Source organism: Streptomyces sp. NPDC004051 (assembly GCF_053604275.1).
Genome location: NZ_JBSGHG010000006.1, coordinates 154,684 through 167,292, shown reverse-complemented (window position 1 = coordinate 167,292; position 12,609 = coordinate 154,684). Strand labels below are relative to the sequence as shown.

Here is a 12,609-nt window from a genome sequence, read left to right as displayed (position 1 = left end):
CGTCCCTGTCCGTCGGCCACCGCTTGGAGCAACGCGTCGTGCGTATCGATCTGCACACCCACTCCACCGCGTCCGACGGCACGGACTCCCCGGCGGACCTGGTCCGCAAGGCCGCCGCTGCCGGTCTCGACGTCGTCGCGCTGACCGACCACGACACCACCCGCGGTCACGCCGAGGCCCTCGCCGCGCTCCCCGCGGGGCTCACCCTGGTGACCGGCGCCGAGCTCTCCTGCCGGCTCGACGGTGTCGGCGTGCACATGCTGGCCTACCTCTTCGACCCCGCGGAGCCGGCCCTGCTCGCCGAGCGCGAGCTGGTCCGGGACGACCGGGTGCCGCGGGCCCGGGGCATGGTCGCCAAGCTGAACGCCCTGGGCGTGCCCGTCACCTGGGAGCAGGTCGCGCGGATCGCCGGCGACGGCTCGGTGGGCCGCCCGCACGTGGCCACCGCACTCGTCGAACTGGGCGTGGTGGCGAGCGTGGACCACGCGTTCACCCCCCAGTGGCTGGCCGACGGCGGCCGGGCCCACGTGGAGAAGCACGAAACGGACCCCTTCGAAGCGCTCCGGCTGATCAAGGGCGCGGGCGGGGTCGCGGTGTTCGCCCATCCGGCCGCCGCCAAGCGCGGCCGGACCGTACCGGAGTCCGCGCTGGCCGAACTGGCCGAGGCGGGCCTCGACGGCATCGAGGTCGACCACATGGACCACGACCCCGGGACCAGGGCGCGGCTGCGGGGCCTCGCGAAGGAACTGGGACTGCTGGTGACCGGGTCCAGCGACTACCACGGCAGCCGGAAGAGCTGCGAACTCGGCGAGTTCACGACGGACCCCGAGGTGTACGGCGAGATCACGCGACGCGCGACCGGCGCGTTCCCGGTGCCGGGGGCCGGCGGAGTCTGAGTCCCACGCCCGCCCGCCCCACCCGCTCCCCCGGCTCGTCGCCCCTTGGTCCGGGGCGTCGACGCCCTTCTTTCCCCCTGCTCACTCCTTGAGCCCTTTCCTCGAGCGCTCCCGCGCTCGCTCGTTCTCAGCAAGGCACTCATGTTCGACGTCGCCGTCTTCGGCTCCCTCTTCCTGACCCTTTTCGTCATCATGGATCCCCCGGGGATCACCCCGATCTTCCTGGCCCTGACCGCGGGGCGACCCGCCAAGGTGCAGAGGCAGATGGCCTTCCAGGCCGTCTGCGTGGCCGGTGGGGTGATCGTCCTGTTCGGGCTGGTCGGGCAGCAGATCCTCGACTACCTGCACGTGTCGGTTCCGGCGTTGATGATCGCGGGCGGGCTGCTGCTTCTGCTGATCGCGCTCGACCTGCTCACCGGCAAGACCGACGAGCCCCAGCAGACCAAGGACGTCAACGTCGCGCTGGTGCCGCTCGGCATGCCCCTGCTGGCCGGTCCCGGCGCGATCGTGTCGGTCATCCTCGCCGTGCAGAAGGCGGAGGACACGACCGCCCAGGTGTCGGTGTGGACGGCGATCCTCGCCGTCCACGTCGTGCTGTGGCTGGTCATGCGGTACTCGCTGCTGATCATCCGGGTCATCAAGGACGGCGGAGTGGTCCTGGTGACGCGCCTCGCGGGCATGATGCTCTCCGCGATCGCCGTGCAGCAGATCATCAACGGGGTCACACAGGTGATCCAGGGCGGCTGACCGTCCCGGGGTGCGCGTACCCGGGGTGCGGGTCCCGCGTCACGGGGTGGGTGTGTCGGCCGGGCGGATCCACAGGCGCTGCCCGATGGCGGCGGCCTGCTGGACGATACGGTGGACGGAGGCGGCCTCCACCACGGTGCTGTCCACGGCGGTGCCGTCGATGTCGTCGAGTCGCATGATCTCGAAGTGCAAGCACTTCTCCCTTCGTCCGGTCGTCCTCCCGGGGAGGACCGTGGAGTGGACGGCCACGGGCCGGACCGGCTCGTGTGCCATCAGTGAAAAACGAGTGGCCCCCGGAAAACATTCCTACGTCGGCGAAAAGATTCGGCCTGCCGGAGATCGACCGGGCGTCGGCGGGTGATCCCCTCGAAGGGGACCGATCGGGACCGGTTGTGTTCGTACGGTGACCGCCAGGACAATAGAGATGATGAACGATGACCTCGCGGAGCTGAACTCCCGTATCGACCGTACGAACGAACTGCTCCAGCGCATGCTCGCCGAGGTGGCGAAGACGCCCTCGACGCACGCGATCTTCGTCGACGCCGGCTACCTGTACGCGGCGGCGGGACGGCTGGTGGCCGGGACGGAGGACCGCAGGGCCTTCGACCTCGACGCCGAGGGACTCATCGACGCGCTCATCGACCGGGCCCGCACCATCTTCGCGGACAGCAGGCTGCTGCGCGTCTACTGGTACGACGGGGCCCGGCGCCGCATCCACACCGCCGAGCAGCAGACCATCGCGGAACTCCCCGACGTCAAGGTGCGCCTCGGCAACCTCAACGCCAACAACCAGCAGAAGGGCGTCGACTCCCTGATCCGTTCCGACCTGGAGTCACTGGCCCGGCACCGCGCCATCAGCGACGCGGCCCTGCTGGGCGGCGACGAGGACCTGGTCCCGGCGGTCGAGGCCGCCCAGGGGTACGGCGCCCGCGTCCACCTCTGGGGCATCGAGGCGCCCGAGGGGCGCAACCAGGCCGAGCCCCTGCTCTGGGAGGTCGACAGCCAGCGCACCTTCGAACTCGACTTCTTCAAGCCGTACGTCTCCCGGCGCACGGCCTCCGTGTACGAGCCCGCGGCGGGCCGGCCCACCCGCGAGGACGTCCGTTTCGTCGGTGCGCAGATCGCCGCGAAGTGGCTGGCCGAACGGGGCCGGGACACGCTGGTGGAACTGCTGCCCGGCCACCCCTACCTGCCCGGCTCGGTCGACCAGGACCTGCTGGTGGAGGCCGAGGGCCTGCTGCAGTACTCCCTGCGCGGCCAGGCGGACCTGAGACGCGCCCTGCGTGACGGCTTCTGGTCCCACCTCCAGGCGCAGTACTGACGGCACGCCCACGGCGGTACCGGCACGGCGGGATCAGCCGTGGCGCAGGGGGCCGTGGCCGTGGTCCTCGTCGTCCTCGTCGTCCTCGTCGTGGAGCCGGTCCCAGAAGTCGGCGAGGGCGTGTGCGGTGGGCGCGGGCCGGTCGACGTTGGGGGAGTGCTCGGCGCCGGCGACGACCGTGCGGTGCGCGTGCAGCCGTACGGCCATGGCGTCCAGGTCCGGTACCGGCCAGGTGTCGTCGTACGCACCCGACAGCACATGGAACGGCAGCGGCACGGCGGCGAGTTCGGCGACCCGGTCCGGCTCGGTGCACAACTGCCGCCCTGTGGCCAGCAGTTGTGCGGGCCTGGTGGCCAGCCAGCGGCGGCGCAGATGGTCCTGGCCGCCGAGCCCACGGGCGGGACCGCCGACCTCCTCCGGCGGGCCCATGGCCAGGATCGCCTCCCAGCACTGTGCCATCGACATCCAGTCGAGCGCCTCCCGCAGCAGCTTCACGCGCTGCTCCTGGGAGACCGAGATCCGGGCGGGGCCCGAGGAGATCAGGGTGAGCGAACGGAACGGGGAGTGGTCCTCGAGCACGGCCGCACGGGCGATCTGCCCGCCGAGCGAGTGCCCGACGAGGTGCAGCGGCGCAGCCGCGCCGAGCGCCTCCGCCTGCGCGAGCACATCCCGCGCCAACTCGGCCTGGGCGTAAGCGGACTCGTCGTCAGCGGGGCCGTCCGACTCGTACTGCCCCCGTCCGTCCACGGCGACGCTGCGGTATCCGCGTGCGGCGAGCGGCCCGTGCAGCAGCGTGAAGTCCTCCTTGCTGCCCGTGAACCCGGGCAGTGCCAGCACGACCCCCTTCGGCTCGGCCCCGTCGGCCGGCGGCACGTCGACGACGGCGAACTCCCCGCGGGACGTGCGGAGCCGGTACGCCCGCGCGCCGGCGGGCGGGGCGGAGGCGAGGGCCGGGACCGGGTTCGAAGGGGGAACGGAGGCGGGGGTGGGGTGGCTGGTCACGGGGGCGAGGGTAGCGGCAGCGGGGGACGGCCGACACCGACGGCCCGGCCCCACGGGTGTGGGACCGGGCCGTCGGGGTGGTGTGTCAGGCCTCCGCGGGCTCCGCGGTGGCCGTCGCGGCGGTCTTGCGGGTGCGGCGGACCCGGGGCTTCGCCTCGGCCGCCTCCGCCTCCGGCGCGGCCTGTGCCGGGATGCCGGCCGCTGTCGTGCCGTCCTCGGTGGCCGTGGTGGCCACGGCGGTCTTGCGGGTGCGGCGGCGCGGCTTGGTCTCGGCGGCCTCGACGGCTTCGGCGGTGTCGAGCGCGGTCGCGGCGGCCGCCGTCTTCCGGGTGCGCCGGGGCTTCGCCTCGACCGCGGCGGCGGCCGCGGCCTCCGGCTCCTGCACGGCGGTGGCCGCCTTGCGGGTACGGCGCGGCTTGGCCTCGGCGGTCTCGGCGGCCTCGGCCGTGTCCGCGCCGGTCTCGGCCTTGGCGGCGGTCTTGCGGGTGCGGCGGACCCGGGGCTTCGCCTCGGCTTCCTCCGCCTCCGTCTCCGCTTCCGGTGCGGTCTGCGCCGGGATGTCGGCCGTGGCCGTAGCGCCCTCGGTGGCCGCGGCGGCGGCCGTCTTCCGCGTCCTGGTGCGCCGGGGCTTCGTCCCGGTCGCCTCCGCGGTGGCTTCGGCTTCGGTGGCCCCCTCGACGGTGTCCACCACCGCCACGGCCGCAGCGGCCGCGGTCTTACGGGTCCGGCGGCGGCGCGGTGCCGCCGGGGTCTCCGCCGCCGGGGTCTCCGGAGCCTCTCCGACCACGCCGCCCTCGGCCGTCGCGACGGCCGACCCGGCGGGCTCGACGTGCTCGGCAGCGGAATCGGCGGACTCGACCGCGGTCGCCGGGGCGGTCGTCGCCTCGGTGACCGCCTCGGTGGCCGCCCCACCGCGCGTACGGCGACGACGGCGCGGGGTGCGGGGTGCCGCAGCGGTGTCGGCCTCGTCGGCGCCCTCGACGGCCGGGGCCGCCTGCTGCGCCGAGTCGTCCAGCGGGGCCCCACCGCGCGTACGGCGCCGGCGGCGCGGCGTACGGGCCGGACGCTCACGCTCGGAGTCGCCCCGGCCGCCGCGGTCGCTCCGGACACCTCGACCGCCGCGCGGACCGCGGCCACCCGGCTCGCCCAGGTCCTCCAGCTCCTCCGCGTCGAGCCCGGCACGGGTGCGCTCCGAGCGCGGCAGGACACCCTTCGTCCCCTCGGGGATGCCGAGGTCGGTGAACAGGTGCGGGGAGGTGGAGTACGTCTCCGGCGGGTCGCTGAAGCCCAGGTCCAGCGCCTTGTCGATCAGCTGCCAGCGCGGGATGTCGTCCCAGTCGACCAACGTGATCGCCGTACCCTTCGCACCCGCGCGGCCGGTACGGCCGATGCGGTGCAGATACGTCTTCTCGTCCTCGGGCGACTGGTAGTTGATGACGTGTGTCACGCCCTCGACGTCGATGCCGCGGGCGGCGACGTCGGTGCAGACGAGCACGTCCACCTTGCCGTTGCGGAAGGCGCGCAGCGCCTGCTCGCGGGCGCCCTGGCCGAGGTCGCCGTGGACCGCGCCGGAGGCGAAACCGCGCTGCCCCAGCTGGTCGGCGAGGTCGGCGGCGGTGCGCTTGGTGCGGCAGAAGACCATGACCAGCCCCCGGCCGTCGGCCTGCAGTATCCGCGCGACCATCTCGGGCTTGTCCATGTTGTGCGCGCGGTAGACGAACTGCGTGGTGTTCGCGACCGTCGCGCCCTCGTCGTCCGGCGTGGTGGCGCGGATGTGCGTGGGCTGCGACATGTAGCGGCGGGCCAGCCCGATGACGGCGCCCGGCATGGTGGCCGAGAAGAGCATGGTCTGGCGGCGCGCCGGAAGCAGGTTGATGATCTTCTCGACGTCGGGCAGGAAGCCCAGGTCGAGCATCTCGTCGGCCTCGTCGAGGACGAGGGCCTTGACGTGCTTCAGGTTCAGCTTCTTCTGCCCCGCCAGGTCGAGCAGCCGGCCCGGGGTGCCGACGATCACGTCGACGCCCTTCTTCAGGGCCTCGACCTGCGGCTCGTAGGCCCGGCCGCCGTAGATCGCGGTGACGCGCACATTGCGCACCTTGCCGGCGGTCAGCAGGTCGTTGGTGACCTGCGTGCACAGCTCGCGGGTGGGGACGACGACCAGCGCCTGCGGGGTGTCGGTGAGGTCCTCGGGCTTCGCGCGCCCGGCCTCCACGTCTGCCGGGACGGTCACCCGCTCGAGAAGCGGAAGGCCGAAGCCGAGCGTCTTTCCGGTGCCGGTCTTGGCCTGGCCGATGACGTCCGTGCCCGACAGGGCCACGGGGAGCGTCAGCTCCTGAATGGGGAAGGGGGTGGTGATGCCGACGGCTTCCAGGGCTTCGGCGGTCTCGGGGAGGATCCCGAGCTCTCGGAACGTAGTCAGGGTGCTGCCTCTTCTGTGTGCGCGGTGCGAGGCGAGCGCGGGGGTCGTCTATGGACCGTGCCGGGGACGTCGGCTGCCTTACGGGGATGCCGTAGGGCACGGGACCACTGCCGACGCTCTAGCGCTCGTACCGCTGAGGGTCCCTCCGATCGTCGTACGCACTGTGGCGTACGGTCAGGGAGAGCGGTCGGGGCGGAGCCGATCGGTCCTCCGACCGGGCATCCTCATACATACGCCCCGTCGAACACGTCGAAGTATTCGGCACAGGCGCATTACCACCATACCCCGAATTCGCGCACACGCCATGGCCGATTTGGCCACGTAGCCGTCGTCACACCTGTTGATCAGCGCCTTCCGGTCCCCGATCAGCGGGCTATTGTGCGGTTTATGACGAGCTCTGACAAGCCTGACCCCGCCGAGGACACCCCCGACACCCCGACCGCCCCCACCGGCATCGCCGCCCTGGACTGGTCGGCCGCCTCCGCCGACCCGCAGTACCGCGCCGCCGTCGTGGATCTGCTCGGCGCACTCGCGTACGGAGAGCTCGCGGCGTTCGAGCGGCTCGCGGAAGACGCCAAGCTGGCCCCCACGCTGGCGGACAAGGCGGAACTGGCCAAGATGGCGTCGGCCGAGTTCCACCACTTCGAGCGGCTGCGCGACCGGCTGGCCGAGATCGGCGAGGAACCGACCGCCGCCATGGAGCCGTTCGTCGCCGCGTACGAGGGCTTCCACCGGCAGACGGCGCCCTCCGGATGGCTCGAAGGGCTCGTCAAGGCCTACGTCGGCGACTCCATCGCCAGTGACTTCTACCGGGAGGTCGCGGTCCGGCTGGACTCCGACACCCGGGCGCTGATGCTGACCGTGCTCGACGACACCGGGCACGGCGGCTTCGCCGTGGAGAAGGTGCGCTCGGCGATCGACGCGGACCCGCGCCTGGGCGGACGGCTCGCGCTGTGGGCGCGCCGGCTGATGGGTGAGGCGCTCTCCCAGTCGCAGCGGGTGGTGGCCGACCGGGACGCGCTGTCGACGATGCTCGTCGGCGGTGTCGCGGACGGTTTCGACCTCGCGGAGGTCGGCAGGATGTTCTCCCGGATCACCGAGGCCCACACCAAGCGGATGGCCGCCCTGGGGCTGGCCGCCTGAGAGAGCCGCCCCGCTCAGTCCCCGTGCCGACGACGGCGGCCGGTCAGGCGGTCGCCGACCGGCCGCGGAGTCTCCCCGCAGGACGCAGCAGCAGCGACACCGAGGCCACGGAGACGATCGCGGCGCCGGACAGGACCGTCAGCGAGCCGCCCGCGTCCAGCGCGCTGTGTGTGATCAGCGCACCGAACACGGCCCCGGCCACGCCCGTCGGCAGGACCAGCGCGCGGGCGGGGAGGCGGTGCGGGAGGCGACGCGTGGCCGCCCAGGCCAGGGCCAGGCCGAGGATCGCTGAGCTGAGCGTTTCCAAGAGCATGTCGGGGGTCCCTCCCACATGGCCGGCCTGATCGCATCGGTCGTAGCCCGACTTACCCCTGGCCTGCGAAACCCAATCCTCCTCTGTGCGCGACCTGTGCTCCATCGGTGGAGAGGGGAAGAGGGGAAGAGGAGAAGAGGAGAAGGGGCCGGGAGACACGGAAGGGCCCGGCGGTGTCGAGATTCCGGAACCGCCGGGCCCTTCCGCTGTCTGCCGGTCGTCGCCTACAGCGCGCCGAAGCCCACTTTGCGCGGGGCCGGCTCGCCGATCTCGACATACGCGAGACGGTCGGCCGGAACCAGGACCTTGCGGCCGTGCTCGTCCACGAGAGTCAGCAGCTGCGACTTCCCGGCCAGTGCCTCGGCCACCACGCGCTCGACCTCCTCGGCACTCTGACCGCTCTCCAGAACGATCTCGCGGGGCGCGTGCTGCACGCCGATCTTGACCTCCACGGCTATGTCCCTCCGACGGTCAGTGAAGTGCGCGACCTTCCGCGCCGTACCCAGCACACATTAGCCCGGTGAGGGGATGCGCACGCTCAGCCTCTGCAACGCCAGGAGCGAACAGCCCACGGGAACAAACCGCCCCCCGGCCGCCCGGCGGCGCTCCCGGGCGCCGTCAGAACTGCTGCTCGTTGCCGTGCAGCGGGAATCCGGCGATGCCCCGCCAGGCCAGCGAGGTCAGCAACTGCACCGCCTGGTCGCGGGGCACGGTGCGGTCGCTGTGCAGCCAGGACCGCGCCACCACCTGGGCCAGACCGCCCAGCCCCGAGGCGAGCAGCATCGACTCCTCGCGCGACAGGCCGGTGTCCTCGGCGATGACGTCGCAGATCGCCTCGGCGCAGTCGTTGGTGACCCGGTCGACGCGCTCGCGCACCGCGGGCTCGTTGGTCAGGTCCGACTCGAAGACCAGGCGGAAGGCCCCGCCGTCGTCCTCGACGTACGTGAAGTAGGCGTCCATGGTCGCCCGTACGCGCTGCTTGTTGTCGCTCGTCGACGCGAGCGCCTGGCGCACCGACTGGATCAGTGCCTCGCAGTGCTGGTCCAGCAGGGCCAGGTAGAGATCGAGCTTGCCCGGGAAGTGCTGGTAGAGCACCGGCTTGCTGACGCCCGCACGCTCGGCGATGTCGTCCATCGCCGCCGCGTGGTAGCCCTGCGCGACGAATACTTCCTGGGCGGCGCCCAGCAACTGGTTCCGTCGGGCACGGCGCGGCAGGCGTGTGCCCCTCGGGCGCACGGCCTCTGTCTGCTCGATGGCTGTCACGCCGCCTCCCATTCTCGTCCACGTGCGGTGTGAGCCGCGCCGCCATCGTACTTTTCGGTAATCGTGGTGTGCGCGCCGAGAGCGCAGAATTTCACGTACCGGACTGCGGCGAAAGAGTCACGGACCGTTTCAAAACCTCTCAATGAGGGCAGGACGGTGCCTCCCTCCCGGCTGTCGGCGCCTTCCTCCCGGTCGGGGCCGCCCCGCTCCGGCCCCGTCGCCTTCGCCGGCGGTCGTGACCTTCACCGGTAGTCGTCCTCGTGGAGGGAGACGACCCTGGCCTGCTCGGCCAGGTCCGCCTCGTTGGCGCGGTCGGTGTCGGCGCCGCTCAACGGCTCGTCGCGGTCCTGTTCGAGGTCCGCGCGCTGTTCGGCCGCGTCGGCCACGGGTGCCTCGACGTCGTACTCCTGGTCTCCGTGGTCCTCGCGAGCGTCCTCGGCTTCCTCGAACGTCTCGGGGTCGGTGGGGTCTACGGCCATGGCTGGGCTCCCTTCCTGTGAACGTCCCCGGAGCATGCGGGGCCACATACGGGTGCCCTCGGTACGAGCCTAGGAGACACCCGATCCGGGCGCCATGCGATCCGCCGTCGGATTGCGGCACGGCGCGCACGGCAGGCCCGCGGAGGCCGGGCGGTGTCCGACCGGTGTCCGGCGCTGCCCCTGTGACCGCGAACACATGAGTCCCGGTGTGATCGTCTCGTAACATTGCGGCATGTCCTCGACCGATCTTCCGTTCGTGCCGCCCGCGACCGTACTGCCCAAGGTGGCCGCCGTCAGGATCGCGGAGGGCGAGCGCCTCAGATCGGTCGAACTGCCCGGCGTCACCCTGGCGATACGGTCGAGGCCCCCCGCGCGCGAAGGCCTGCCGGCCGCGCTCCACATCCACGGGCTGGGAGGGTCGTCGCAGAACTGGTCGGCGTTGATGCCGCACCTGGACGACGTCGTCGACAACGAGGCGGTCGACCTGCCGGGCTTCGGCGACTCGCCGCCCCCGGACGACGGCGACTACTCGATCTCGGCGCACGCCCGCGCGGTGGTCCGCTACCTCGACTCCTCCGGGCGCGGCCCCGTGCACCTCTCCGGCAACTCGCTGGGCGGGGCGGTCGCCACCCGCGTCGCCGCCGTGCGCCCCGACCTCGTCCGCACGCTCACGCTGGTGTCACCGGCCCTGCCCGAGCTGCGGGTGCAGCGCACCGCGGTGCCCACGGGACTGCTGGCGGTGCCCGGGGTGGCCCGGCTCTTCACCCGGATCACCCAGGACTGGTCGGCGGAGCAGCGCGTCCGCGGCGTCGTCGCGCTCTGCTACGGGGACCCCGCGCAGGTGTCGCCGGAGGCGTTCCACAACGCCGTGCAGGAGATGGAGCGGCGACTGCGGCTTCCGTACTTCTGGGACGCCATGGCGCGCTCCGCGCGAGGGCTCGTCAACGCGTACACCCTGGGCGGTCAGCACGGACTGTGGCGCCAGGCCGAGCGGGTGCTCGCGCCGACGCTGCTGCTGTACGGCGGCCGGGACCAGCTCGTCGGCTTCCGCATGGCCGGGCGCGCGGCCCGTGCGTTCCGCGACTCCCGACTGGTCACCCTGCCCGACGCGGGGCACGTGGCGATGATGGAATACCCCGAGGTCGTGGCCGCTGCCTTCCGTGAACTCCTCGCGGATGCAACGGATTCAGCGGTCGAGGGGGATACTTTGGAGTCGGGCGCGAAGGGCGCTCCGGGCTCGGCCGTCGGCACCGCCGCGGACGAGACCGCCGACGGCGGGGCCACCGCCGAGAACACGAGGGGCTGAGGCACCAGGTGGGACGCCACAGCCGACGCGGACCCGCCCCCAAGGGGGGCGCCGCGGATCCGGCGGCGGCACGTGCCGACCGGAGGTCCCGGGGCAGCCGGGGCAGCGACGGCAGGGGAGGGATCCGGCAGGACGGCCTGGTTCCGCCGGGCCGTGGAGCGCCGGACCACGGCCCGCCCGCGGAACACGGGCCCCCGGCTCACGGGGTGCCACACCTGCCGGACGGATGGCTTCCGGACGGGCCGCCCGCGCGTGGAGTGCCGCGAGCGCCCGACGGCACCCCCGTCCACGACGTTCCGCGCACCCATGGCGGCGGACATCCCGAACAGCGGGAACCCGGTGGCGGCTGGGGCGAGTTGGGGGGACGGAACCCGGGAACCGGGTCTCCCGGGTACCCGGGGCACCACGGGCCGGCCGGCGGGAGCGTGCCCCTGCCGCGACAGCGCCAGGCGCCCTTCGAGGGACCGTGGGAGGCACGCGGTCCGCGCGGTCCACGAGCTCCGCGCGGACCTCGGCAGGACTACCTCGACGCCTTCGACGAGCAGGGCGACCTCTTCACGCCCCGCGACCCGGTCCGCCGGACCTCCGCCGCGGACTCCGCGCACGCGACGGATCCCTACGCCGCCGTCACCGGTTGGGACACCGCGTCGGCGGCCCGCGTCCCGGCCGCCCACCACGACGCGCCGCCCACCGGAGCGCCGGCGGAAACCAGGGGCCCCAAGGGGCGCGCGTTCACCGGGATCGCGGCCGCCGCCGTGACCACCGTGCTGGCCGTCGTCGTGGCGGGCCAGGTCGCCGACGAACACGACGCCGCCGCCGACGACGTGCGGGCGCAGTCCGTCACCGACCAGGCGGCGCGCGACGTCCGGGACTCCGGCTCGCGCGGGGCCGGGCGGGACGAGGCCGCGGAGGCGCCGTCCGACGCCGTGCCGCTGACGTACGAGCAGAAGATGGGGAAGCGGTACCCGGTCGCCGACTCCCGCGCGGGCTCGGGGAAGTTCGACGCGATCCCCGGGATCGACAAGGCGCGGGGCAAGGGGCAGAAGCTCACCTACCGCGTCGATGTGGAGCAGGGGCTCGGCCTCGACGGCGAACTCTTCGCCGAGGCGGTGCAGCGGACGCTCAACGACAACCGCAGCTGGTCGCACAACGGCGCCCGCGCCTTCGAACGCATCCACTCGGGCCGCCCCGACTTCGTCATCACGCTCGCCAGCCCCGAGACGACCGCCGACTGGTGCGCCAGGTCCGGACTCGACACCACGGTGGACAACGTCTCCTGCGACTCGGCGGCCACCGAGCGCGTGATGATCAACGCGTTCCGGTGGGCGCAGGGCGCCGAGACGTACGGCGACGAACTTCTCGCCTACCGGCAGATGCTGATCAACCACGAGATCGGCCACCGCCTGGGGTACAACCACCTCACCTGCGACAAGGACGGCGACCTGGCCCCGGTCATGCAGCAGCAGACCAAGTTCCTCGACCACGGCGGAATCAGCTGCCGGCCGAACCCCTGGCCCTACCCGCAGGGCTGACGCTCCGGCAGGGCGCGCCGGGTGCACCGGGCGCGCCCGGTGTCGGCTGATCGCGCGCAACCGATCGCACAGTTGACCGTATAGCGCGACCGAACGCGTCCCGTGCGGGAAAGTTACGACCGTTCACCCCTTTTGATGGTGCGACGGACAACCGTCCATCACGCCCCCACCTTGTCCGCATACGTTCG

At 72.6% G+C, this 12,609-nt stretch carries 13 protein-coding genes; 6 read left to right on the top strand and 7 right to left on the bottom strand.

Annotated features, from left to right (window positions below; genetic code table 11):
• Positions 1-38 precede the first annotated feature (38 nt).
• A complete protein-coding gene (locus ACWEQO_RS10170) occupies positions 39-896 on the top strand; it encodes a PHP domain-containing protein (protein WP_361459064.1) in 858 nt (285 codons plus the stop codon).
• Positions 897-1,037: 141 nt separating this feature from the next.
• Positions 1,038-1,643, top strand: a complete 606-nt coding sequence (locus ACWEQO_RS10165) for a MarC family protein (protein ID WP_361459066.1) — start codon at positions 1,038-1,040, stop codon at positions 1,641-1,643.
• Positions 1,644-1,682: 39 nt separating this feature from the next.
• On the opposite strand, the gene ACWEQO_RS10160 is transcribed toward ACWEQO_RS10165, so the two are convergent.
• Positions 1,683-1,835 carry a hypothetical protein gene (locus ACWEQO_RS10160; RefSeq protein WP_361459068.1) on the bottom strand — a complete coding sequence of 51 codons (153 nt, stop codon included), beginning with the start codon at positions 1,833-1,835 and terminating at the stop codon, positions 1,683-1,685.
• Between the two features lie 235 nt (positions 1,836-2,070).
• Here ACWEQO_RS10160 and ACWEQO_RS10155 point away from each other — a divergent pair, with 235 nt between their 5' ends.
• Positions 2,071-2,964 (top strand): NYN domain-containing protein, encoded by an 894-nt coding sequence (locus tag ACWEQO_RS10155; protein WP_361459070.1) that lies wholly within the window; start codon positions 2,071-2,073, stop codon positions 2,962-2,964.
• 33 nt (positions 2,965-2,997) lie between these two features.
• Here ACWEQO_RS10155 and ACWEQO_RS10150 read toward each other — a convergent pair whose 3' ends face one another.
• Together ACWEQO_RS10150 and ACWEQO_RS10145 are read right to left on the bottom strand one after the other, a co-directional pair.
• Complete coding sequence (locus ACWEQO_RS10150; protein ID WP_452981018.1) at positions 2,998-3,966, bottom strand: alpha/beta fold hydrolase; 969 nt, start codon at positions 3,964-3,966, stop codon at positions 2,998-3,000.
• An 85-nt stretch (positions 3,967-4,051) separates the two neighbouring features.
• Positions 4,052-6,283 (bottom strand): DEAD/DEAH box helicase, encoded by a 2,232-nt coding sequence (locus ACWEQO_RS10145; RefSeq protein WP_452981015.1) that lies wholly within the window; start codon positions 6,281-6,283, stop codon positions 4,052-4,054.
• 489 nt (positions 6,284-6,772) lie between these two features.
• On the opposite strand from ACWEQO_RS10145, the gene ACWEQO_RS10140 reads away from it, so the two are divergent.
• Positions 6,773-7,528 carry a ferritin-like fold-containing protein gene (locus tag ACWEQO_RS10140; protein ID WP_361459076.1) on the top strand — a complete coding sequence of 252 codons (756 nt, stop codon included), beginning with the start codon at positions 6,773-6,775 and terminating at the stop codon, positions 7,526-7,528.
• A gap of 43 nt (positions 7,529-7,571) precedes the next feature.
• Here ACWEQO_RS10140 and ACWEQO_RS10135 read toward each other — a convergent pair whose 3' ends face one another.
• The 4 genes from ACWEQO_RS10135 to ACWEQO_RS10120 form a co-directional block, all read right to left on the bottom strand.
• The gene (locus tag ACWEQO_RS10135; RefSeq protein ID WP_361459078.1) at positions 7,572-7,841 is read right to left on the bottom strand and encodes a hypothetical protein; all 270 of its coding nucleotides are present in this window, start codon (positions 7,839-7,841) and stop codon (positions 7,572-7,574) included.
• A 224-nt stretch (positions 7,842-8,065) separates the two neighbouring features.
• Entirely contained in the window at positions 8,066-8,293 is a 228-nt protein-coding gene (locus ACWEQO_RS10130; protein WP_202277955.1) for a DUF3107 domain-containing protein, read from the bottom strand.
• Positions 8,294-8,459: 166 nt separating this feature from the next.
• Positions 8,460-9,104, bottom strand: coding sequence for a TetR/AcrR family transcriptional regulator (locus tag ACWEQO_RS10125; RefSeq protein WP_361459080.1), 645 nt, complete (start codon positions 9,102-9,104; stop codon positions 8,460-8,462).
• 242 nt (positions 9,105-9,346) lie between these two features.
• Positions 9,347-9,583 (bottom strand): hypothetical protein, encoded by a 237-nt coding sequence (locus tag ACWEQO_RS10120; RefSeq protein ID WP_361459082.1) that lies wholly within the window; start codon positions 9,581-9,583, stop codon positions 9,347-9,349.
• A 232-nt stretch (positions 9,584-9,815) separates the two neighbouring features.
• On the opposite strand from ACWEQO_RS10120, the gene ACWEQO_RS10115 reads away from it, so the two are divergent.
• Together ACWEQO_RS10115 and ACWEQO_RS10110 are read left to right on the top strand one after the other, a co-directional pair.
• Positions 9,816-10,889 carry an alpha/beta fold hydrolase gene (locus ACWEQO_RS10115; protein WP_452981009.1) on the top strand — a complete coding sequence of 358 codons (1,074 nt, stop codon included), beginning with the start codon at positions 9,816-9,818 and terminating at the stop codon, positions 10,887-10,889.
• 8 nt (positions 10,890-10,897) lie between these two features.
• Positions 10,898-12,421 (top strand): DUF3152 domain-containing protein, encoded by a 1,524-nt coding sequence (locus tag ACWEQO_RS10110; RefSeq protein ID WP_452981006.1) that lies wholly within the window; start codon positions 10,898-10,900, stop codon positions 12,419-12,421.
• The last annotated feature ends 188 nt before the right edge of the window (positions 12,422-12,609 follow it).